The 23276-nt window shown below is 66.8% G+C and carries 18 protein-coding genes; 11 read left to right on the top strand and 7 right to left on the bottom strand.

Annotation, left to right across the window (positions count from 1 at the left end):
- Nucleotides 1–2 precede the first annotated feature (2 nt).
- Complete coding sequence (locus ABLE92_RS03265; RefSeq protein WP_496560763.1) at nt 3–2543, top strand: HAD-IC family P-type ATPase; 2541 nt, start codon at nt 3–5, stop codon at nt 2541–2543.
- Between the two features lie 4 nt (nt 2544–2547).
- Nucleotides 2548–2796, top strand: coding sequence for an antitoxin (locus ABLE92_RS03260; protein ID WP_348803134.1), 249 nt, complete (start codon nt 2548–2550; stop codon nt 2794–2796).
- Between the two features lie 5 nt (nt 2797–2801).
- On the opposite strand, the gene ABLE92_RS03255 is transcribed toward ABLE92_RS03260, so the two are convergent.
- Nucleotides 2802–3449 carry a DNA-3-methyladenine glycosylase gene (locus ABLE92_RS03255; RefSeq protein ID WP_348803133.1) on the bottom strand — a complete coding sequence of 216 codons (648 nt, stop codon included), beginning with the start codon at nt 3447–3449 and terminating at the stop codon, nt 2802–2804.
- Here ABLE92_RS03255 and ABLE92_RS03250 point away from each other — a divergent pair.
- The 5 genes from ABLE92_RS03250 to ABLE92_RS03230 all read left to right on the top strand — a co-directional run bounded on the left by ABLE92_RS03250 (nt 3427) and on the right by ABLE92_RS03230 (nt 8804).
- Nucleotides 3427–3864, top strand: a complete 438-nt coding sequence (locus ABLE92_RS03250; RefSeq protein WP_348803131.1) for a type II toxin-antitoxin system Rv0910 family toxin — start codon at nt 3427–3429, stop codon at nt 3862–3864. The two genes, ABLE92_RS03255 and ABLE92_RS03250, sit on opposite strands and share 23 nt — an antisense overlap.
- 53 nt (nt 3865–3917) lie before the next feature.
- Nucleotides 3918–5687 carry a VWA domain-containing protein gene (locus ABLE92_RS03245; RefSeq protein ID WP_348803129.1) on the top strand — a complete coding sequence of 590 codons (1770 nt, stop codon included), beginning with the start codon at nt 3918–3920 and terminating at the stop codon, nt 5685–5687.
- Nucleotides 5688–5786: 99 nt separating this feature from the next.
- Nucleotides 5787–6296: an FMN-binding protein gene (locus ABLE92_RS03240; protein ID WP_348803128.1), complete on the top strand. Its 510-nt coding sequence runs from the start codon at nt 5787–5789 to the stop codon at nt 6294–6296.
- The gene (locus ABLE92_RS03235; RefSeq protein ID WP_348803127.1) at nt 6259–7242 is read left to right on the top strand and encodes an FAD:protein FMN transferase; all 984 of its coding nucleotides are present in this window, start codon (nt 6259–6261) and stop codon (nt 7240–7242) included. Before ABLE92_RS03240 ends, ABLE92_RS03235 begins: the two co-directional genes overlap by 38 nt.
- A gap of 26 nt (nt 7243–7268) precedes the next feature.
- Entirely contained in the window at nt 7269–8804 is a 1536-nt protein-coding gene (locus ABLE92_RS03230; protein WP_348803219.1) for an FAD-dependent oxidoreductase, read from the top strand.
- 29 nt (nt 8805–8833) lie between these two features.
- On the opposite strand, the gene ABLE92_RS03225 is transcribed toward ABLE92_RS03230, so the two are convergent.
- Nucleotides 8834–9724 carry a LysR family transcriptional regulator gene (locus ABLE92_RS03225; protein WP_348803126.1) on the bottom strand — a complete coding sequence of 297 codons (891 nt, stop codon included), beginning with the start codon at nt 9722–9724 and terminating at the stop codon, nt 8834–8836.
- Nucleotides 9725–9818: 94 nt separating this feature from the next.
- On the opposite strand from ABLE92_RS03225, the gene ABLE92_RS03220 reads away from it, so the two are divergent.
- From ABLE92_RS03220 to ABLE92_RS03205, 4 genes are read left to right on the top strand one after another with little or no spacing between them, the layout of a single operon-like run.
- The gene (locus tag ABLE92_RS03220; protein ID WP_348803124.1) at nt 9819–11042 is read left to right on the top strand and encodes an acetyl-CoA C-acetyltransferase; all 1224 of its coding nucleotides are present in this window, start codon (nt 9819–9821) and stop codon (nt 11040–11042) included.
- Nucleotides 11039–11815 (top strand): 3-oxoadipate enol-lactonase, encoded by a 777-nt coding sequence (gene pcaD, locus ABLE92_RS03215; protein WP_348803123.1) that lies wholly within the window; start codon nt 11039–11041, stop codon nt 11813–11815. The genes ABLE92_RS03220 and pcaD overlap by 4 nt, the downstream gene beginning before the upstream one ends.
- Nucleotides 11812–12600, top strand: a complete 789-nt coding sequence (locus ABLE92_RS03210) for a CoA transferase subunit A (RefSeq protein ID WP_348803121.1) — start codon at nt 11812–11814, stop codon at nt 12598–12600. Before pcaD ends, ABLE92_RS03210 begins: the two co-directional genes overlap by 4 nt.
- Nucleotides 12601–12650: 50 nt before the next feature.
- The gene (locus tag ABLE92_RS03205; protein ID WP_348803119.1) at nt 12651–13355 is read left to right on the top strand and encodes a CoA transferase subunit B; all 705 of its coding nucleotides are present in this window, start codon (nt 12651–12653) and stop codon (nt 13353–13355) included.
- On the opposite strand, the gene ABLE92_RS03200 is transcribed toward ABLE92_RS03205, so the two are convergent.
- From ABLE92_RS03200 to benA, 5 genes are all read right to left on the bottom strand, one after another.
- Complete coding sequence (locus ABLE92_RS03200) at nt 13301–15823, bottom strand: helix-turn-helix transcriptional regulator (protein WP_348803118.1); 2523 nt, start codon at nt 15821–15823, stop codon at nt 13301–13303. The two genes, ABLE92_RS03205 and ABLE92_RS03200, sit on opposite strands and share 55 nt — an antisense overlap.
- A 403-nt stretch (nt 15824–16226) precedes the next feature.
- The gene (locus tag ABLE92_RS03195; RefSeq protein ID WP_348803117.1) at nt 16227–17492 is read right to left on the bottom strand and encodes an HNH endonuclease; all 1266 of its coding nucleotides are present in this window, start codon (nt 17490–17492) and stop codon (nt 16227–16229) included.
- A 713-nt stretch (nt 17493–18205) separates the two neighbouring features.
- Complete coding sequence (gene benC / locus ABLE92_RS03190; protein ID WP_348803116.1) at nt 18206–21019, bottom strand: benzoate 1,2-dioxygenase electron transfer component BenC; 2814 nt, start codon at nt 21017–21019, stop codon at nt 18206–18208.
- Nucleotides 21020–21034: 15 nt separating this feature from the next.
- Complete coding sequence (gene benB / locus ABLE92_RS03185; RefSeq protein ID WP_496560756.1) at nt 21035–21622, bottom strand: benzoate 1,2-dioxygenase small subunit; 588 nt, start codon at nt 21620–21622, stop codon at nt 21035–21037.
- 52 nt (nt 21623–21674) lie between these two features.
- A complete protein-coding gene (gene benA, locus ABLE92_RS03180) occupies nt 21675–23081 on the bottom strand; it encodes a benzoate 1,2-dioxygenase large subunit (RefSeq protein ID WP_348803114.1) in 1407 nt (468 codons plus the stop codon).
- Nucleotides 23082–23276 lie beyond the last annotated feature (195 nt).

The raw sequence follows: 23276 nt of genomic DNA, 5'->3' as shown, positions 1-23276 counted from the left end.
AGCTGACGAAAACCGCGCCCGGCGACCGGGCGCACATCGGTGGGCTGTCCGCCGACGAGGTCGCCCAGCGCGTCGCGGCCGGTCAGGTCAACACCATGCCGGACCGATCCGGCCGCAGCGTCGGCGACATCGTCCGCGCCAACGTGTTCACCCGCATCAACGCGATCCTCGGGGTGCTGTTCGCCCTCGTCGCGGCCACCGGCTCGTTCATCAACGGACTGTTCGGGCTGCTCATCGTCGCCAACAGCGGAATCGGCATCATCCAGGAGATCCGCGCCAAACGCACCCTCGATCGTCTCGCCATCGTCGGGCAGACCCACCCGAAGGTGCGCCGCGACGGGGTCGTCGCCGAACTCGTCCCCGGTGAGGTGGTGCTCGACGACATCATCGAGGTCGGCGCGGGTGATCAGATCGTCGTCGACGGTGAGGTCGTCGAATCCCTCGCCCTCGATGTCGACGAATCCCTGCTCACAGGTGAGGCCGACGCGATCGACAAATTCCCCGGCGACAAGATCCTCTCCGGCAGTTTCGTCGTCTCCGGGTCCGGTGCCTACCGGGCCACCAAGGTGGGCGCCGACGCGTATGCCGCGCAACTCGCCGCCGAGGCGTCGAAGTTCACCCTGGTGTCCTCCGAACTGCGCTCCGGCATCGACCAGATCCTCAAGGTGATCACCTGGCTGCTGATCCCGGCCGGCATCCTGACCATCATCAACCAGGTGTTCATCAGCCAGAACGGATGGCGCGCCTCGCTTCTGGGCATGGTCGCCGCGCTCGTCCCGATGGTGCCCGAGGGGCTGGTGCTGATGACCTCGATCGCCTTCGCGGTCGGCGTGGTGCGACTGGGCCGACGCCAATGCCTGGTCAACGAACTGCCCGCGATCGAAGGGCTCGCCCGCGTCAACGTGGTCTGCGCGGACAAGACCGGCACCCTCACCGAGAACGGGATGCGGCTGTCGGAGGTACGGGGCCTGCCGGATGACACCGCCGCCGACGCCGGCTCGGGCTGGGACACCTCCCGCGCCGAGCAGGTGCTCGCGGCGCTGGCCGCCACCGACCGCAGCCCCAACGCCAGCGTGGCGGCGCTCGCCGAGGCCTACCCGAGTGCACCCGACTGGCAGCTGAGTGCGATCGAACCGTTCACCTCCGCCAAGAAGTGGAGCGGGATGTCGTTCGTCGACGCCACCGGCGCCGATCGGGGCAACTGGATTCTCGGTGCCCCCGATGTACTGCTCGATCCCGACAGTGCCCCGGCCCGGCAGGCCTCCGAGATCGGTGAGTCGGGACTGCGGGTGCTGCTGCTCGGCCACACCGACGTCCCCGTCGACACCACCCCCGCCGACGGCGCGAACGTCCCGGGCACCCTGGTCCCCACGGCGCTGGTGGTCCTCGAACAGCGGGTGCGCGACGACGCCCGCGCCACCCTCGACTACTTCGCCTCCCAGCACGTCGATGTCAAGGTCATCTCCGGCGACAATGCCCGTTCGGTGGGCGCCGTCGCGCAGTCCCTCGGCCTCGGATCACCGGACGCCGCCGTCGACGCGCGGACCCTGCCCACCGACATCGACGCGCTGGCCGACGTCGTCGAGAACGGGGTGATCTTCGGGCGGGTGCGCCCCGACCAGAAGCGGGCGATGGTCGCCGCGCTGCAGTCGCGTGACGACACCGTGGCGATGACCGGTGACGGCGTCAACGACGTCCTCGCGCTCAAGGATGCCGACATCGGGGTGGCGATGGGATCGGGTAGCTCGGCGGCCCGGTCAGTGGCACAGATCGTGTTGCTGGACAACAAGTTCGCCACCCTGCCCTACGTGGTGGGTGAGGGTCGCCGGGTGATCGGCAACATCGAGCGGGTCTCCAACCTGTTCCTCACCAAGACGGTGTACGCGGTGCTGCTCGCCTTGTTCGTCGGCGTCGCCGGACTGGCCGGCAAGATCTTCGGCTTCGATTCGCTCAGCTATCCGTTCCAGCCCATCCACGTCACCATCTCGGCGTGGTTCACCATCGGCATTCCCGCGTTCATCCTCTCGCTCGCCCCCAACAACGAGCGGGCCCGCACCGGTTTCGTCAAACGTGTTTTGCGGCAAGCGGTTCCGAACGGCATCATCGTCGGGCTGTGTGCCTTCATCACCTACGTGATCGTCAATCCCGGCGGTAAGGGCGTGACGCTGGGCGGTGACGGCGTCGATCTCCCTCCGGCGCAGACCCAGGCCGCCACCGCGACGTTGATCTGTCTCATCGCGGTCGCGCTCTACGTGCTGGCCGTCGTCGCGCGCCCCTATACCTGGTGGAAGCTGCTGCTGCTCGCGGTGTCGGTGGGCGCCTACGTGATCATCTTCGCCTGGCCGTGGACGCAGACCATGTTCAAACTCGACTCCTCGAACTGGCAGATGAACAGTGTGGCGTTCATCGCCGCGGCGGTCGGCATCGTCTGCGTGGAGATCGTGTCGCGGGTCATGCCCCGAATCATCGTGTCCGATGGCGGCGGACACCATCACGACCTACACTCGGTGGCCGCCGTGCACGACTCGACGATCAAGGAGTGATCTGATGGATCTCAAGGGACTGGTCGACAAGGCCAAGGCCGCACTCAGGGGAAACCCGAGCCTGATCGACAAGGGTGGCGACGCCATCGACAAGGCGACCGGCGGAAAGTACGCATCGCAAGTCGACAAGGCGCAGGACGCCGCCCGCAAGGCCGTCGGCGCCCCGGATGCCCCCAAGCCTGCCGATGCCCCGAAGCCTGCCGATGCCCCGAAGCCTGCCGATCCGAACACCTCGGGCGAGCAGCCGAAGTAGCCCGCTCACTGCGCCCGCGGATGTCGGCGATAGGCCGACACCGTCGGATCGTCGGCGATCCAGAATCGCCACGCGACATCGGCGGCGCGGCGGACCCCCACACGGGGTCCGCTGTGCAGCCGCGCCGCGGAGACCGGCTGCGCAGGAAACCGCAGCGCGACCGGCTCCGGGCCACCCAGATCGGCACCGAGGTCGGCGGCGGTGATACCCAGTGCGCGGGCCAGATTGCCCGGCCCGCGGGCCAGGGCGGCATCGGCGACGCCACCCCGACGTTCCCGCGCCACGTCGAACCCGGCGATCACCTCTCCCGCGCGCACGAGCACGGCCGACGCCTCCCCGTCAGGGCCGGTCACCACATTCGCGCAGTGATGACCGTGGATGCGGTAGACATACAGCCGTCCGGCCGGCCCATACATGATCTCCGATCGGGGAGTCCGCACGTACGCGTGTGACGCCGGATCCCGTGGTCCCGCATACGCCTCGACCTCGGTGATCCGGACGGTGACACCGTGACCGACCAGCAGCGCATCCAGCAAGGACATCGCGACGACGTCGACCGGCGCCGTGGTGAGGGTGAGGCCCGGGTGCACGTGATCGCCTCGGACTGACTCTCCAGTAGGCTTTCGCACCATGGCCAAAACGAGTGACTCCATCGAGGTCGAGCTGTCACCGGAGGATACCTGGACCGCCGCGTCGGACCTGTCGCGGTTCGACGAGTGGCTGATCCTGCACGACGGCTGGCGCAGCGCCCTGCCTGCCCCGCACGAACTGCGCAAGGGCACCGCGGTGAGCTCCGTCGTCAAGGTCAAGGGCACGCGGGTGCGTTTCGACTGGGTGATCGACCGGTTCGTCGAGGGCAAGGAGGTGCGGCTCAAGGGTTCCGGCAAGGGCGGGGTGAAGTCCACCCTCGACCTCGCGATCGCCTCGACCGCGACGGGGTCGACCATCACCTTCACCGTCGAACTCGGTGGGCTGCCGTTGCTGGGCCCGATAGGCAAGGCCACCGCGATGGCGGTGTCCGGTGACCTGCACAAGTCACTGGACCGATTCCGCGAGGTGTTCGCCTGAGCGTCCCGCTACACTCAGCGGGCGATTTCCACATCCTCAGGGGGATATGACGTATGGGCCGGCACAGTTCGGAATCCGCTGACTCCGATTCGGGTGAGAACTCGACCGGTCCTCGCCGGCGGGTCGATCCGCCTCCCGTCACCGGGCCGACCCCTGCGGCGAAGCCGGGCGACTCGTTCGGCTTCGACCATCGTGAGGTGAAGTCCTCCCATCGGGGCGCATGGCTGTGGGGGCTGGGTGCGCTCGTGGTGATCGCGGCGCTGGTGGCGGGTGTGATCATCTGGCGCACCGTCGGCTCGTCGGAATGCGATGACCGGCAACGTGTCACGGTCGCCGCGGATCCGACGATCGCCGCCTCGCTGCGGGAAGCCGCCGCCACGGTCTCGGCGCAGGGCTGCTACGACTACACCGTCAACGCGGTGTCCGGTGCCGACGCCCCGGGCGTGCTGACCAGTGGCGATCAACGCCCCGACCTGTGGGTGCCGGATTCGCAGACCCAGGCCCGCCGGGTGTCCACGCAGGTGCGCCAGGATCTGAACCTGACTTCCGAGTCGCTGGTGTCCACCCCGACGGTCGTCGTCGGCAAGAAACTCCCGGAACTGACCGGCTGGCAGCAGGTGATGACGCTGCCGGATCTGCGCACCGGCAGCCCGATCGTCACCAGCACGGGTGACGCGCCGATCGTCGGGGCCCTCGCCGAAGTGGATGCCGGCAAGCTGACCCAACCGGAACTGGTCAACGCCATGACCACATTGGCGGTGCAGCAGAACAATTTTCGCACGGTCAACGACAGCGAGGGTATGCGACTGAACCTCGCGAACACCTCCGACGTGCCGGTGGTGACCACCGAACAGCAGTACATTCTGTTCATGCGGACGCATCAGGGGTCGGACCTGAAGTTCGCGATCCCGGCCGACGGCACCGTCCTCCTCGACTACCCGCTGGTCAACACCGCCCCCACCGCGCGCGGTGCCGCGGCCGACGCCGCGGGCAAGGAGTTGGCGTCGGCGATCGCCGGAAACGCCGGGGAACCGTTGGCTCAGGCCGGTTTCCGTGAGCCGGGCGGGCGGGCTGCGCCCGGGGAACACCCGTACGGCACCGGTCAGCCGGTGACTGTGCTGACGCTGCGTGACCCGGCCGCCGTCGACAAGGCGCTGCGGCAATGGCAGGTGCTCGGCGTGCCGATCCGGACACTCGTCGTCCAGGACGTGTCCGGCTCGATGGAGGAATCGGCCGGATCCGGTTCCTCGACGCGAGCCGAGTTGCTCACCGAGGCGTCGCTGACCGGACTCACCCTCTTCCCGAACAACGCCATGATCGGTGGGTGGGCGTTCTCGGTCGACCGTGGACCCGACGGCCAGGACTGGGAACAGCTCGCGGCCATCAAGCGGCTCGACGCCCCCGCCGACAACGGACGCACGCACCGTGACGTGCTCGCCGCCGCGGTGAAGGCGGGTCTGGCGCCGGACAACCTCGGCGGCGGCACCGGCCTGTACGACACCACGCTCGCCGCGTTCAAGCAGGTCCAGGACACCTACGACCCGAACTACTCCAACAGCGTCATCATCATGACCGACGGACAGAACGACGACCGCGACAGCATCAGCCTCGACGACTTGCTCTCGCAGCTCAAGGAGCTCGAGGACCCGGCCCGGCCGGTGCTGATCCTGACCATCGCCATCAGCGACGACGCCGACACCGACGCGCTCAAGCAGATCGCCGACGCCACCGGGGGTACCACCTATGTGGCGACCACCGCGGACGACATCAGGTCGGTCTTCGTCAACGCCATCGCCGCGCGGGTGGAGGCGGCCGGACGGTGAGGCCGGGCCGGGGAGATTGCTGCGAGCTTTCTTAGGACCAGCTAAAAATATCTCCTCGGGGGAGGCGAAGCGGGTCCGTTTTCTCCAAGATGGGGAGCCATGACCCCAGCAATCCGGACCATGGTCCGCAAAGATGAGATCCTCACCATGACCCGCGCGGCGGGCGTGGTGGCCGCGGTCGCCGCCGTCGGACTGGCGACGGCCGCCTGCGGCAGTGACGACAGCTCCGCCTCCGACACCACCACCGGCGCGGCGGCCTCGGAGGCGGCGGGCGCATCGGGCACCGCATCGGACCCGGGCGCCACAACGGGGGAGTATCGCAACGGCACCTACACCGCCACCGGTCACTACACCACTCCCGGTGGTGAGCAGCAGATCGGCGTGACGGTCACCCTCGACGATTCCACGATCACCGCCGTCGAGCTCGATCGCAGTCAGACCCGGGGTACCTCCGCGGAATTCCAGCAGAAGTTCGCCAGCGGGATCGACGCCGAGGTGGTCGGCAAGAACATCGACGACCTCGACGTCAGCAAGGTTTCCGGATCGTCGCTCACCTCGGGTGGCTTCAACGATGCCATCGCCCAGATCAAGACCCAAGCCGCCGGCTGAGTGCGAGTGGGCGTTCGAGGCGCTCGGAACCCGGTGGGAGATCACCACCGATGTTCCCCTCGACGCCCACCGCCGCGACCTCGTCGTCGCCGAACTCGACCGCATCGACCGGTACTGGTCACGGTTCCGCGCCGACTCCACCGTTGCCGAGATGGCGCGCACATCCGGCCGATACACCGTCGCCGCCGAGGACCGGGCGCTGCTGGACTTCTACCGCGAGCTCTACACGGTCACCGAGGGCTCGGTGACCCCGCTGGTCCGGCAGATCCTCGACGACGCCGGATACGACGCGCAGTACTCCCTCACCCCGGCGGCGGCGATGGCCGCGGCTCCGGATTGGGATGACGTGATCGGTTGGGATGGAACATATCTCGACGTTCGAACTCCCGCTGTGGTGGATGTCGGCGCGGCCGGCAAGGGATTCGCGGTGGACCGGGTGGCGGCCATCATCGCCGACGGCCTCGATCGCTACATCGTCGACGCCGGCGGCGACATGGTGATCTCGCCGCGCGACGAACCGGTGCGCATCGCCCTCGAACATCCCCTCGACCCGACCAAGGCGATCGGTGTGGTCGCATTGGCCGGTGGTGCGCTGTGTGGTTCGGCGTCGAATCGGCGGACGTGGGCGGACTGGCACCACATCGTCGATCCCCGTACCGCCCGGCCCACCGACGATGTGCTCGCCACCTGGGTCTACGCGCCGGATGCGATGACCGCCGACGGACTGGCCACGGCGCTGTTCTTCACCGCGGCACGCCGATTGGCGGGTTGTGGCGAGCCGGCCATCCCCGGTCCGGCCGCTGCCACGCTCAGTGTGGGCAGCGATATCGCGGGATTCCGGTTGGAGCGCAATGACATCCCCACCCGCATCCCGAAGCACGTGACCATTCGCAGCAATGGAACGGTCGACCACACCAGGATTCCCGGATTGGAGCTCTACCTGTGACCCGCCTGACGCCCCGATGGCTCACGATGCACCGTGCGGTGCTGCTGGCATTGCTCGCCTTGGCCGTCGCGGCATTCGTCGTCGGAGCCGTCGACGACGACTTCTCCTATACGCCACCAGAACTGGCGTCGACGCTGATGACCTCGCTGGTGGTCAGCGGAGTGGTGACCTACCTGTGTGCGGCCATCGTGCGCGTACCGCCGAACGCGGATTCGTGGGCGATCACCGGGCTCATCCTGTTCTTCCTGATGCCCGGGGTCACCGACACCGCGTCCGCGGTGTCGGTGGTGATCGCCGCGGCGGCGGCCGCGATCAGCAAGTACGTCCTCGTCTGGCGACGGCGACTGATCATCAACCCGGCGGTCGCCGGGGCCGTGGTGTCCTACGCCGTCGCCTACGCGGGCGCGAGTCTCGGTGGGGTGCCGCTGAGTTCACCGTTCTGGTGGATCGCCGCCGAACCGCTGTTCTGGCCGATGGTGATCATCGGAGCGGTGCTGGTGACCGTGCTCCGCGAATGGTGGCTCGTCGGGGTTTTCCTGGTGGCGACGCTGGCCACCGTCGGTGTACTGGAGGCGACGCAGGGTGGTCAGGATCTGCAGTTCGTATTCGTGTCCGCGCCGACCCTGTTCCTCGCCGCGATCATGTTGCCCGAGCCGCTCACCGCGCCGACCACCCGCATCCATCGTGCGGTGTACGCGATCATCGTTGCGGTGCTGATGAATTGGCAGCAGACCTTCGAGATCACCGATTCCTACACCCTGGAGTTCGTACCGCAGATCGCGCTCGCGGTGGGGTGCCTGTACGCCTTCGCGGTGCGGCTGCTCGCCCAGCGTGGCGCCGGGCGGGTGCGCTTGGACACCACCGTCGAGCCGATCGCGGCGAACACCTACCGGATACGCGCACAGGCGTCGTCGCCGTTGGCGTTCCGGCCCGGCCAGTGGGCGATGCTCAGTGCCCCGCGCTGGTCGGCGCCACTGTGGCACCGGACGCGCCGGGTGTTCTCCAACGCCTCGGCGCCGGGGGAGAACCCGGGCGAGTTCGCCTTCACGGTGGCCTCCACGTCGATGTCGTCGTTCAAGTCGGAGTTGGTCACTGCCGGCGGCGGCCGCCTCCACCTCGACGCCACCGGCGGTGACTTCGTACTTCCACGCCGGCTCGGCACCCACCCGATGGTGCTGCTGGCCTCCGGTATCGGCATCACACCGTATCGGGCGATGCTGCGGAGTCTGACCGCGGGTGAGGCCCGGGATCTGTCGTGGCTGACCGTCATCCACGTCGTCAGCGTTACCGAACGGTCCGTCTACGACGACGACCTCGCCGTCATCCGCGCGGCCGGTGCCCGGGTGGAGGTCTCACCCGCGGTCGAGCTGACGTCGGGGATCACCGATCCGGGGCGTCTGACCGATCTCGTCGGTCCGGCGTTGTCGTCGCGCGATGCGCACTATCTCCTGTCGGGCAATCCCCAGTTCGTCGACCGCACCGCGGCGACCATCCGGCGCGCCGACCCGTCGACCCGGTGGAAGTTCTGGCGCGTCCACACCGATGCGTTCCTTGGGTACTGAGTTTCCGGGTGCGAGAACGGCGATGCGATTCACTCTGGTTGCGGCGCAATGCGATGCAGCACCGTGAGTACCTGATCGACGATCGGGGAGTCGGCATCGGCCGGCCGGGCTGCCACCAGATCGATGGCGGCATGCGGGACGAGGTCGGCGTAGCGGACCCCGGCGATGTCGAGAGCGGCCGTGGGTGCCGGCACGATGGCCACGCCCAGCCCGGCGGCGACCAGGGTGACCAGCGTGGAGGTCTCGGCCACCTCGTGCCGGATGCGTGGCACGATGCCGGCGTCGGCGAAGAGCCCTGCGATCACCGAGTTCATCACCGACCGGCCATGCCCGGCATGTGCGATGAGGTCATCGTCGGTGAGGTCGGCGAGGGTGAGCGCGTCCCGGTCGGCGAGCGGGTGGCTGTCGGGCAGTGCGACGATCAGGTGATCGGAGCGGATCGGCTCGATCACCATGTCCGGCTCGGTGATCGGCGGGCGGAGCAGCGCGAGGTCGATGCGTGCATCGCGCAACGCGCTCAGCAGATCCGGGGCCAACATCTCGCCGCGCACGCTGACCTCGACGCCGGGGAGTTCGTCGCGCAGTGCACGGACGAGACGTGGGAGCAGCGAGTACGTCGCCGATCCCACGCAGCCGATGGTCAGGTGACCTTCGAGGCCGTCGGCGACGCGCCGGGCTTGATCGCCGGCCGCGTCGACGGCCTCGAGAATCGCGACCACCCGGGGCAGGTAGGCCGCGCCGGCCGGGGTGAGTTCCACCCGTCGGGTGGAGCGGATGAGCAGGTTCACCCCGAGTTCGTCCTCGAGTTGGCGGATCTGCTGCGACAGTGGGGGTTGTGCGATGTGCAGCCGTGCGGCGGCGCGCCCGAAGTGCAGCTCCTCCGCGACGGCGCGGAAGTAGCGCAGGTGACGAAGCTCCATGAGCTGCAAGAATACGCCTATTGAGACTCAGAGCATATCAATGTAAGCGAAATGGATACTTCCCAATATGAGATGCGGGTCATAACGTCGAGGTATGAGTTCAGGCACCGATGTCGTCATCTGTTCGCCGCTGCGTACCCCGGTGGGTCGCATGGGCGGTTCGCTGGCCGCGCTGACGGTCACCGACCTTGCCACCACCCTGCTGCGTGAACTGGTCGGACGCACCGGCCTCGGCGAGGGCGACGTCGACGACGTCATCCTCGGCCAGGGATACTCGAACGGTGAAGCCCCGGCCATCGGGCGGATCGCCGCCCTCGACGCCGGCCTCGGCATCGGGGTCCCGGGAATGCAGGTCGACCGACGCTGCGGATCAGGTCTGCAGGCCATACTCAACGGCGCATCGCAGATCGCCTCGGGTGGCGCGGATCTCGTCATCGCCGGTGGTGCCGAATCGATGTCGAACGTCGAACACTATGCACTCGGCCTGCGCACCGGGGTGCGCCAGGGCGGGGTGGAACTGATGGATCGCCTCGACCGTGGCCGGCTCACCGCCGGCGGCACCTCCCACCCGATCGCGGGTGGCATGATCGAGACCGCCGAGAACCTGCGTCGGAAGTACTCGATCAGCCGGGCCGAACAGGATGAACTCGCGGTGCAGTCGCATCAGCGTGCCGTCGCCGCCCAGCAGGCAGGACGTTTCGACGACGAGATCGTGCCCGTCACCATCCCCGGTCGGCGCGGCAAGCCCGACACCGTCGTGGACCGCGACGAGCATCCCCGCGCCGACGCGAGCATCGAATCGATGACCAAGCTCCGACCCATCCGGGGGAAGCTCGACCCCGAGTCCACCGTCACTGCCGGCAATGCGTCCGGACAGAACGACGGCGCCGCCATGTGTGTCGTCGCCACTCGATCCGCGGCCGAGAAGTCCGGTCTGACACCACTTCTCGCACTCAAGTCGTGGGCGGTCACCGGCTGCGCACCCGAGGAGATGGGCATCGGCCCGGTCGGCGCCACCGCCGCCGCCCTGGGTCGCGCCGGGCTGACCCTCGACGAGATCGACCTCATCGAACTCAACGAGGCCTTCGCCGCACAGGTGCTCGCCGTGCTCGCCGAGTGGAAGGTCGATCCCACCGACGAACGCCTCAACCCCAACGGATCCGGCATCTCGCTCGGTCACCCGATCGGCGCCACCGGCGGCCGCATCCTGGCCACCGCCGCCTACGAGGCGCAGCGCCGCGACGCCCGCCACGTCCTCGAGACCATGTGCATCGGCGGCGGACAGGGACTGGCCGCAGTATTCGAGGTGATCCGATGAGCGCCGTCGAGGTCGCCGCCTACGTCAGCGGTCGCGACGACGCCCCCGTGGTGGTGCTCTCGAATTCGCTGGGGTCCGACCACCGGATGTGGGATGCGCAGCTTCCCGAGTTGGAGAAGCACTTTCGGGTCGTTCGCTACGACACCCGCGGACACGGCGCCTCGCCGGTGCCGGCCGGACCCTACTCGATCGACGACCTCGCCGACGACGTGATCGCCCTGCTCGATCGCCTCGGTGTCGCCTCCGCTCACGTGGTCGGGCTGTCGCTCGGCGGGATGACCGCCATGCGACTGGCCGTACGCAACCCGGACCGGGTCAACCGGATCGGATTGCTTTGCACCGCAGCGTATCTGCCGCCGGCGACGGGGTGGACCGACCGCGCCGCCACCGTTCGCGCCGGCGGTTCCGGCGCGGTGGCCGACGCCGTGCTGACCCGCTGGTTCAGCCCCGGATTCCTTGCCGACGACGCGAACTCGGATCGGTTGGATCATTTCCGGGAGATGATCGCCGCAACACCGAGTGAAGGCTACGCCGGATGCTGCGAGGCGATCGCCACGATGGATCAGCGGGCCGACATCTCCGCCATCACCGCGGCGACCCTGGCCATCGCCGGTGCCGACGACCCGGCCACCCCGCCGGAGATGCTGGCCGCCATCGCCGATTCCGTTCCGGACGCGAAGCTGCTCGTCGTCGACGACGCCGCCCACCTGGCCAATGCCGAACAGCCCGACACCATCACCCCCGCCCTCATCGAACACCTGGAGAACTCATGAGCCTCGACAAAGTAGCCGCATCGGCCGCCGACGCGGTCGCCGACATCCCCGCCGGCGCAAGCATCGCCGTCGGCGGATTCGGATTGTCGGGTATCCCGAAGTTCCTCATCGACGCACTGCTCGCGCAGGGTGCCGGAGAGCTCACCATCGTCTCCAACAACTGCGGCGTCGACGGTGCCGGACTCGGACTTCTGTTGGAGGCCCGGCGAATCGACAAGGTGATCGCCTCCTACATCGGGGAGAACAAGGAGTTCGGCCGGCAGTTCCTCGCCGGTGAGGTGACCGTCGAACTCACCCCGCAGGGCACGCTCGCCGAGCGGATGCGCGCCGGCGGCAGCGGCATCGGCGCGTTCTTCACGCCGACCGGAGTCGGAACCCTGGTCGCCGAGGGTGGGCTGCCGTGGCGGTATCACGCCGACGGTTCCGTCGCGCTCGCATCGCCGCCCAAGGAGGTGCGGACCTTCCACGGCCAGGAGATGGTGCTCGAGGAGTCCATCGTCACCGACTTCGCGTTGGTGCGTGCCGCCGTCGTCGACAAGGCCGGCAACTGCTGTTTCCATGCCGCCGCCCGCAACTTCAACCCGCCGGCCGCGATGTCGGGACGGGTCACCATCGTCGAGGCGGAGAAGGTCGTCGAGGTCGGTGAACTGGGTCCCGATCAGATCCACCTGCCCGGGATCTTCGTCAAGCGGATCGTCGAGCTCACCCCGGAGCAGGCCTCCGACAAGGGGATCGAGCACCGCACCATCCGGCAGCGGCCGGACGAGGCCGCCGCGCTCGTCTGAGTGCGCCGCCGATTCACCCACGATCCATCACCACGTTCGAGGAGAACATCATGACCTGGACCCGCAACGAGATGGCCGCCCGCGCATCGCGCGAACTGCGGCCCGGCGACTACGTCAACCTGGGTATCGGTCTGCCGACGCTCATTCCCGATCACATGCCCGACGATTCCGACATCGTGCTGCACGCCGAGAACGGCATCCTCGGTGTGGGTCCGTTCCCTTACGACGATCAGGTCGATCCGGACCTCATCAACGCCGGCAAGCAGACGGTGTCGGTGCTCCCCGGCGCGTCGTACTTCGATTCGGCCACCAGCTTTTCCATGATCCGTGGCGGTCACGTCGACGTCGCCGTCCTGGGCGGGATGCAGGTGTCGGCGGGTGGCGACCTGGCGAACTGGATGGTGCCCGGCGCGATGGTCAAGGGTATCGGCGGCGCGATGGATCTGGTCAACGGTGCCGGTCAGGTGATCGTGCTGATGGAGCATGTGAGCAAGAAGGGTGATCCCAAGCTGGTCGCCGAGTGCTCGTTGCCGCTGACCGGGCGGTCGGTGGTCAGTCGTGTGATCACCGACCTCGGCGTGTTCGACGTCACCGGAACGGGATTCGACGTCGTCGAACTCGCCCCGGGTGTGGACTTCGCCACGGTGGAATCGAAAACCGGTGCGCCGGTGGTTGATCGGACCGCCGAGGGTCTGAGCGGTCAGGACCGTGAGGCGGCCAGCTCGGCGCGGGATCGCAGTCCGAGCTTGGCGTAGATCCGGGTGAGGTGGTACTGCACCGTCTTCGGGGAGATGTAGAGTTCGGCGGCCACCTCCCGGTTCGACAGTCCGCGGGCGACCAGCGCGGTGACCGCCTCCTCCTGCGGGGTGAGATCGGTCGCGTCGGCGTCGGTTCGGGTGGTGGCGCTGCGGGTGGTGCTGAGGCCGCCGGCCTTGAGCTCGCGATCACACCTGTCGACATACGTTGTGGCGCACAGGGATTGGAAGATTTCGCGGGCGTTGCCCATCACGGTGTCGGCGGCGCGCCGTTTGCCGGCGCGTCGTAGCGTCTGTCCGTAGGCGAAGTTGACCCGGGCGAGGTCGTATCGGAGTGGGAGTCCGTCGAGTAGTTCGAGCGACTCGTCGAAGGCGCGCCGCGCGGCATGGATGTCGCCGGTGGCGCCGAGGTATCGCCCACGCGCATAGCCGATTCGAGCGGCCGCGGACCGGTGTTTGCGTTTCGCGGTGAGTTCCTCGAATGGGTGCAGGAGCGCGTCGGCGGCGTCGAGTTGCCCGTCGATGACCAGGGCGTTGGCCAGCACATCCACCCATGGCCACCAGCCGGGCTGCACCAGTGCCGGTGTCGTGTGCGCCATCTGCCGAAGCGGTTCGAGGATGCGAATCACCCGGCCGTAGTCGGCGTCGGACTCGGCGACGTGGGCTCGGGCCAACAGGAGGGGGATACGCATGATCTCGTAGTCACCGGCGGGCAATGTTGCTGCGGTGATGTGGAATTCGGCGCGTTCCCGATCGCCTCGCATCGCGTGGATGTGTGCCGCGGTCCAGTTGAGCAGTGGTGTGGCGAGTTCGATGCCGCCCTTGCGGGCGAGATCGCGTCCTTGGTCGACGGTGATGAGTGCCGAATCCCAGTCGCCGGTGAGGAGTTGGACTCGGGCGAGCCATCCGAGCGCCCAGAGGGAAATGCGATTGGAACCGCCGAGTTGGGCCATGGAGACCGCGGTTTCGAGGTCGCTCCGCGCTCCGCCGACCTCATCGATGCCCAGTTCCAGCCACCCGCGCCCCATGGTGACGCGTTGCGCCTGCGGGCCGAATCGCACCCGCTCGGCCAGTTCGGTGTAGGAGGTGAGTGCGGCGTCCGGATCACCCGACCATGCCTGGCCGAGACCGCGGATGGCTGCCGCCTCGATACCCGCCGACGAGGTGTCGCCGGCCATCCCGATCGCGCGGTCGGCCCAGTCGACGAGCTCGTCGCCACGGCAACGCACCAGGTTGTGCAGGACGTAGCGCTGCGCGATGAGCGCTGCAACCTCTGGTTCGCGTTCGAAGTTGACGATGCCCCAGGCACGTTCGAGTCGGAGGGCGGCCTCGGCGGAACGACCGCGCAGGATCGCGAGGTAGGCCAGGGTGGCGTTGCGCAGCGCGGTTTCGCGGAGACTTTCCACGGTCGGGACGAGGGCGGCCGCGCCGACGCAGTCGCCGGCAGCGAGCAACGCGTCCACCGACAGTGTGGTCCGTAGTTCACTCTGCAGTCGGTCGGAGGTGAGGCGGCCGGCCTGTCGGTACAGGTCGGCCGCCGCTGCCCATTCACCATCGGCGGCACGGGTTCTGGCAAGGGCGTCGAGTTGATCGGCGAGTTCCGCGTCGGGGACAGGGGTTGCCGCCACCCGGTGTCCGAGACTGCGGACCGGGTCCTCGATGAGGTCGGCTGCGCGACTGTGCATCTCGCCGACTCGTCGAATGCCCATGACCTGCAGCACCGCCGTCCGGATGAGTGGATTGGTCGGCCGGGGTCGGGCGTCGGCGGGTGTCAGTGCGGCGGTTGTCTGAATCAGGCCGCTGTTCAGTGCATCATCGAGAGCGGCCATGGCATCGTCGATGTGTGCCAATTGGATTGCTGCTCCCAGGGAGTCGCCGTCATCCAGGATGCAGATCGCCTGAATGAGTTCTCCGGCGGCAGCTGGGACCTGCTGCAGCCTGGTCCGGACATCGTCGACGATATAGCGCGGGGCAGGCAGTGCCAGATCGGCCCGCGACCACGCGCTGTTGGGTAGCTCTCCGAACAGGGCGATGACGTCTCGCGCGTTGCCGGCCGTGTGGTCGGCGAGCCGTTCGAGCACTGTGGGGTGGACGACGATGCCGCGTGACGCTGCGAGTTCTGCGATGGCGTGACGGGGCAGCCCGTCGAGAGCGATCGTATCGGCGAGCAGTGCCATCGTGGCCGGGGTGTGGGTGGTCACCGCGATCACGACAAGCAGTGGATTCCCGGCGGTATCGGTTCCGAGTTCGCGTATCGAATCGGAGTCGATCCCGTCGGCGTCGTCGAGAACACGTAGGGGGAGATGCTCGGATTCAGCACGTGCGGCGACGCGACGGAGCACGGTGCTCTTGCCGACGCCCGGCGGCCCGGTGATCACCAGAAACGCCGGATCGGTGAGGCCATCGGTGCGTTGCAGGATCTCGCCGATCTCGTCATCGCGACCGATGCAGCTGGCCTCGATGATCATCGCTCCATGGTAGGCGTTCGAGAGGAATGTGGGGTTCGGATCCGATTGCCGCAGCACCTCCATCTTTGCTGCTCATCGTCGGCTCGAGAACCCCATGGCCGTTGTCACTGTGGAATTGTCAAGGTACCGATGCGGTCCCGGCAGGCCGGGTGCGGGTTGGTTGGTCTGTTATCTATCGGTGAGGCAGGGCTGCTGGGTCACGTCGCTGGTTGCTACCCCGCAACCGGCGATGGGGACGCGTCCCCGCTGGCCGAGCCCCTTTGCCCGTTGGTCGAGCCCTTACTCCAGTGGTCGAGCCACCTTGCCCGCTGGTTGAGCCAGACGGAGCGCTAGCGGAGTCCGTGTCGTTTCGACGGAGCTCAACGCAAGGAGACCTCGCAAGGTAAGGCTGGAACTCGAATCCTCATGCCGCACCCGGCAATCCATCCAAGGTCATGGTCCTGCGGTGATAGGACCGCAACCACCTGCGTTGTGGGTCAACACTTTCCGGTGGGATCAACCACGGGTGGTGGTCGGCTCCCATGACGACGTCCCATCCGTTATGGTGGACATCGTCATGACAGGCTGTGCAGAGCAAAGCGCCGTTCTCCAAACAGGTTTCGCCGCCGTCGATCCAATGCACGATGTGGTGCGCCTGGCAGCGTGAGGCGGGTGCACCGCACTTGATGCACCCCTTATCCCGGTGCGTCAACGCTCGTCGTTGGGCCCGGTTGAACAACCGGATGGTGCGTCCGAGCGACAGGGGTACTTCGTCTTTGCTGACGATCATGACGCCGACGGTGGCGTCGCAGCACAGTTTGCGGGCGGTGGCTTCGGTGACCGATCCCATGAACTGCAGGGATGCCATGGAGGGTGTGCCGGTGGGGATGGTGAGGTTGATCAGTTCGGTGGGCATACGTGGTCCGTCGTCATCGCGATGCTCACCTCTGGCGGCGCGGGCTGCGGTGTCGAGGATGTTCTCCAGGGCGTCGGCACGCATCTGACCTGCGGTGCGCGGATCGCGGGACCCGTCGGGCTGGGGCCGTGGCGCCGACAGGACTTCGATCGCGGTCTTCAACTTCTCACCGAGCACGGCATGCAGGTTGCCGGTGACGGTGAGGCGTCCGTCGTCAGAATCCCGGAAGTCCAGAGTGTTGATGGAACGGTCCTCGCCGGCCGGTAAACCGTCGGTGTCGTCGGCCTGCTGGTTCCCGCGACTCTTGGCGTAGTCACGGATCTCGGCGGGGGTGAAACCGGCGGTGGCATGCCCGAGCAGGGCAATGCTGTGTGCGTCGCGTTCTTCGGCGGTGACAGGTTGTCCAGATCGCTTCTCGATGTGCGTCAATCCTCTCACGATGGCGTCGGCGTGTTCGGCGGACAGTGTGCCCAGTGAGGTGTGGCGGTGCACGCGGTCGATGTCGGGTGTGGTGCCCAGTCGGATCATGCGGGACGCGGAAGCCGGGGCGACACCCCACTCGTGCAACAACTCGTGGAGTTTGCGGCCCTCCTTCTCTGCGACCTTCAGGTGATCACAGAGTCCGACAAGCACACTGGCGTGGTGATCGACCAGATTGCGGATCAGCAGGATGGCGTGCAGCGCACTTTTTGCATCCTCGTGGGTGAGGCTGCCGGTGGTGAAGTCGAGTTCCGACAACAAGTCGATGGTGATGTCAAGTTCCCCCGATGTCATGTACACCACAATACGCCTCGTTGGCGGTCGGCGCAAGGGCCGGCTTTCCGAATCCTGTTGCTGTGCATAACTTTTGGTCTGTGGATAACGTGTTGTCGGCGCGATTATCTTGTCGGTGGGGTGTGGTATGGGGCGACACGTTCGTGGGAGATGTTGTGGTGGTGGGGGTTCCAGCCTCTCCTCACCTGGTCTCGACACGACCCTCCGCTAGCGCTCCGGGTCGGCTCGACCGGCGGGATGGGTCGGCTCGACCGGTGTCACCGGTGGTCGAGGTGTAAGGAGCGCTAGCGACGAGCACCGAGACCTGTTGTGGTGGTGCTGGTTCCATAACAGAGTTGCCTTGCGTGGTCTGACCTCGACAAGCTCGGCCCGGCGGACGCGACCCTCCGTTTCGACGGAACTCAACGCGGCGGCTATCGCTCCGGGGCGGTTCGGCCGGCGGATGGGGTTGGCTCGGCCGGCGGGCTGGGGCCCCTCGACTCGCGGAAGGTCTGCTCGACCGGCGGGAGAGGGGTTGGCTCGACCCTTATCAAAGCGCTGTCAACGGAAATCAGAGCGCTGTCAACGTAATTCAGAGCGCTGTCAACGAAGGGATGAGCGCTGTCAGTGAGGGTGAGGGATGTCGGCGGGGTGGCGGTGCTTCAAGACGGCATCACCGCCGGACGTATGCCGTCCGGCGGTGATGCCGCTATTGAATTATGGAGCGTGGCAGACTATCCCAGGTCTCCGCCGGCCACCGGCAGCACGCTGCCGGTGATGTAGGACGCCTCGTCGGAGGCGAGGAAGCAGATGGCCGCGGCCTGTTCGTCGAGGGTGCCGTAGCGCTTCATCAGTGACGAGGCGACGGTTTGCTCGATGTGGGCGTCGAACCATTGCTGCTCGGTCTCTCCGGTGGGGGTCGGCGTGCCGCGGGAGATTCTCCGCGGCGGTGCCTCGGTGCCACCCGGCGCGGTTGCGCATACTCGAATCCCGTTGTCGGCGTACTCCATGGCGAGGGAGGCGGTGATCGCGTTGATACCGCCCTTGGCCGCCGAGTACGGAATCCGGTTGATACCGCGGGTCGCCGCCGACGACACGTTCACGATGACGCCCGAGCCGTGTTCCACCATCGACGGCAGAACCGCGCGGCAGGCGTACAGCGTGGTCATCAACGACCGGTCGATCTCGGCGCGGATCTCGTCGTCGCTGAACTCGACGAACGGTTTGAAGTTGATCGCGCCACCGACATTGTTGATCAACACATCGACGCGGCCGTAGGTCTCGATGGCCTTCGTCACCACCGATGCGGCACCGGAATAGGACTCCAGGTCCGCGATGGCCTCCACGGCCCGGCCACCGAGTTCGGTGACGTCGGAGACCAACTCGCCGACGAGGTCGGATCGGTCGGCGCACACCAGCTTGCCGCCTTCGGCGGCGATGCGGCGTGCCGTCTGTGCACCGATACCCTGAGCGGCGCCCGTCACCACGACGACCTTGCCGGCGAATCGGCCCGGCGTGATGAACTTGGGCCGTTTGGACGACATCTCGTCGGCCATCGCCCGCCGCATGGTCTGCTTCGACCGGTCGGCGTGGGCGGCGATGAGTCCGCGTGCCTTGTCCCGGTTGCCCGAGGCGAAGGCGTCGACGATATCCACATGATCCTGCGCGCACAGCGGGTGGCACCAGGTGGCGTTCCGCAGCACCTCACCCATGCGGCCCTTGACACCCAGAGCCGTGTACGCGGCGAGTAGATGCTCATTTCCGGTCAGCGAGAACAGGTAATCGTGGAATGCGGCATTGGTCTCGGTGTACTCGGCCGCATCGACGAACGAGTCGCCCTTCACGTAGGGGAGGGTCGCCTCGGCGAGAAGCTGATAGCCGGCGAGTTGGCCGGTGGTCAGTCTGCCGAAGGTCAACTCCAGCGCTCCGAGTTCGAGTGCGGCGCGTGCCTCGAACAACGCGTCGGACTCGTAGATCCCCGGATGCTCCTCGCCGATCTCGTAACCCTGATCGGTGACCGTCGGCGCCGCAGGGGAATCCATCTGCGGCGCAGAAGGTTCTGCCACAGGGTCGTCCACAGTCGAGGGCGCCACCGCTGCCGATTCGCCGACCACGGGCTCGATCGACTCACCCGCGAACACGGTCTGTCCGGCGATGGCCCGCGCTCCGCCGACGGGCACGATCGCACCGTCGTCGGCGTCGAGGCCGATTCCGTTGCCGCCGTCGGTCCAGACCTGTTGTCCGGCAATGCGTCCGATCGCACCAGCATCGTCGAGGTGGTCGGAGCCACCCGGCAACGACCCAAGCGAGCTCGGCGGCAACACTTCCTGTCCGGCAATCGCGCGGGCATCGCCGGCCTCGAGCACCGCTTCGTCGGTGATCTCGACAGGTGCAGCGGCAACGATGCCGGCGTCCTCCTCGCCCGCCGCGGAGGCGGCGGACTTCGCCGGTACCGCCAGTGCGAACTTCTCGTAGTAGAAGCCGACGGGTTCGATCCCGGCGTCGGACACGTGGGAGCGCACCGATTCCACCATGGGCGGGGGACCGCACAGGTAGATGGCGACATCACCGTCGTAGAGATGCTCCGGCGTGATGAGCGACATCACGTAACCCTTGTTGGCCGCGGTGCTCTTCGGGTCCGACACGCAATGATCCCAGGTGAATCCGGGCAATTCCCTTGCGAAGTACTCGATCTCGTCCAAGGCGACGAGATCGGTGTCGGTGGACACCCCGTAGATCAGGTGCACCTTGCGGGAGGTGCTGTCGTCGTGCATCTTTCGCAACATCGACAAGATCGGTGCGAGACCGGTCCCGCCGGCCAGCAACAACACCGGCCGAGTGGCCTCACGCAGGAAGAACGAGCCGTGCGGTCCGGTGAAGGTGATCTCGTCGCCGCGTGCGGCCCGATCGGTCAGGTACTCCGACATCGCGCCTCCGGGAGTCAGCTTCACCATGAAGATGAGGCGCTCCTCGTGCGGACCATTCGCGAACGAATACGACCGGCGCAGGGGATTCCCGTCATCGTCGACGGTGCCGGGCACCGCGATGTTGACGTACTGACCCGGAAGGAACGCCAAGTCACCACGATTGGGGATCTCGATGCCGACCCGCATGGTCGACTCCGACAGCCGTTCCAGGCTCACCATGGTGCCGGCGAAATCACCGGCCGCGGTCTTGGCGATGTCCGACGTCGCGGCGATCTGCAAGACGAGATCCGACTGCGGCTTCATGCAGCAGGGCAGGGCGTACCCGTCGGCGGATTCGGCCTCCGACAACGCATCCTCGATGTAGGTCCCGCCGTCGTACTCGCCGGATTCGCAGAACGCCTTGCACGTTCCGCACGCACCGTCACGGCAGTCCAGCGGGATGTTGATACGCGAACGATACGATGCGTCGGCGACGGTCTGGTCCTCGCGGCAGGTGATGAAGCGAGTGACGCCGTCCTCGAAGGTCAATGCGACCTGATGGGTCGGCTTGTCGGTGGGCGCGCCGGCCCCGTTTGGCCCGGACGTCGTTGTGGCCGAGCCTTTCTCAGTGGTGACGGTCATGGGTGCCTCACCTGCTCAGAAGTGGTAGACATCCACCACGTGGTGAATGTAGTCGTTCTTGAGCACGATCGTCTTGCGCCGGATCAGCGGTGACTCCCCGGAGAAGTCGATCGTGTAGAAGGACGTCCCGTAGTAGGGGTCGACGGTGTGATAGCGGAAATACATGGTGTGCCAGTTGAATCGGACATCCACCAGGTCGCCGCGTCGTTCGATGACCTCAACGTTGTTGATGTTGTGGCTGGTCCGCGGTTCGGGGATCGACGTGGCAGACGACCGTTCGGTACGAATGCGGAAGACGCGATCCTCGAGCCCGCCCTTGTTGGGGTAGTAGATCAGCGAGATGTCCCGCTGGGGATTCTCGACAAGGCGATCGTCGTCGTCCCACGACGGCATCCAGTAGACGACGTCGTCGGCGTAGCACTCGAGCCATTTCTCGAACTCGCGGTCATCGAGATAGCGCGCCTCGCGGTAGAGGAACTGCTCGATCATGTTCTGCGTGATCAGCTTTGAGCCGGCCGCGTCGGTGGTGGTTGCAGTGGGAGTGGATGCAGTGGGAGTGGATGCAGTGGGAGTGGATGCAGCGGGGACGGATTCGGTGGTCATGAGGGGATATCCCTTCTGGGGAGGTGGGCTGGGGAGAACTGGGGCGGACCGATCAGACCGGATCGGCGTCCTCGGCTTCGACGGCCGCACGCATCGTGTCGAGCCAGTAACCGTGCTGCACGGGGTAGAGGCCCTCGTCCTCGTTCTTCTTCCCGGCCGAGATGATCTCGTGCATCCCCAGGCTCTGCGCCACCGGATCGGGTCCGGTCAACCAGTGCTCGGCGCCGCGGCTCATGTCGTTCCAGGGGGCGGCGGTCGCGCGGAAGGTCAGCTGGCAGGAACGGAATTCCTCCAGGTCGTCCGGGGTCGCCATGCCGGAGGCGTTGAAGAAGTCCTCATATTGGCGGATGCGGTGTGCGCGAGCGGAATCGCTCTCACCCTTGGGGGCGATGCAGTAGATGGTGACCTCGGTCTTGTCCGGGGCGATGGGCCGGAAGTGGCGGATCTGCGTCGAGAACTGGTCCATCAGATAGACATTCGGGTACAGGCACAGATTGCGCGAACCCTTCACCATGAATTCGCCCTTGGCGTCGCCGAACTGCTTCTTCAGGTCATCCATCTTGTCCCAGAGCGGGCGGTCCTGCGGGTTGGCGGCCCACGTCCACAGGCACAGGTGACCATGCGGGAACGACCAGTAGCCGCCGCCGGACTTGCCCCAGCCGCCGGCGTCGAGGGCCTTGGTGTCGTTCTTCGACTCGCCGGTGTTGCGGCGCGACGTGGTGGCGGCGTAGTTCCAGTGGGTGGCGGTGACGTGATAGCCGTCGGCGCCGTTCTCGGCCTGCACCTTCCAGTTGCCGTCGTAGGTGTAGGTGGAGGCACCGCGCAGTACCTCAAGACCCTCGGGGGACTGATCGACCAGCATGTCGATGACGACGCGGGTGTCGCCGAGGTGCTCCTCGAGGTCGACGACGTCGGGATTGAGGCTGCCGAACAGGAAGCCGCGGTAGTTGCCGAACTTCGCGACCTTGGTCAGGTTGTGTGAGCCGTTGACGTTGAAGGTGTCCGGGTAGCCGGCGTCGTCAGGATCCTTGACTTTCAGCAGGGTGCCGTCGTTGCGGAACGTCCAGCCGTGGAAGGGGCAGGTCAGCGTCATCCGGTTGTCGGTCTTGCGTCGGCAGATCATCGCCCCGCGGTGGGCGCACGCATTGATCAGGCAGTTCAGCTCGCCATCCTTGGAGCGGGTGATGACGACGGGCTGGCGGCCGATGTAGGTGGTGAAGTAGTCGCCGGGATTGGCCACCTGGCTTTCGTGGGCGAGGTAGATCCAGTTGCCCTCGAAGATGTGGCGCATCTCGAGTTCGAAGATCTCCTCGTCGGTGAAGATGCGTCGGTTGGCGCGGTAGACCCCGGCCTGACGGTCATCGATGACGGCGTCGGAGAGCACCTTGCGGACGTGCTCCGACGGGGCAGACGAGGGAATGGTCGGCGCCGACTGGTCGGGGCGGTCGGTGACAGTCATGAACTACCTCCTATGTGGGCTGTACTTCAGACTTTGGCACGACGTGTTGGCGATCACACTAGGGCTAACCCGAGTCCTGACCAGGTGTCCGATTGATCGATATACACGATCAATTGCCCGAATCTCGGTACTTGTGTCGTATGGATCAGAGTCTTACCGTGATTGATACGTGGCGTCGATCACATGGGCCTCTTC

It is taken from the genome of Gordonia oleivorans (assembly GCF_040044975.1).
GTDB lineage: Bacteria > Actinomycetota > Actinomycetes > Mycobacteriales > Mycobacteriaceae > Gordonia > Gordonia oleivorans.
The sequence above is the reverse complement of the archived record's forward strand: the minus strand, read 5'-3'. Positions and strand labels throughout refer to the sequence as shown.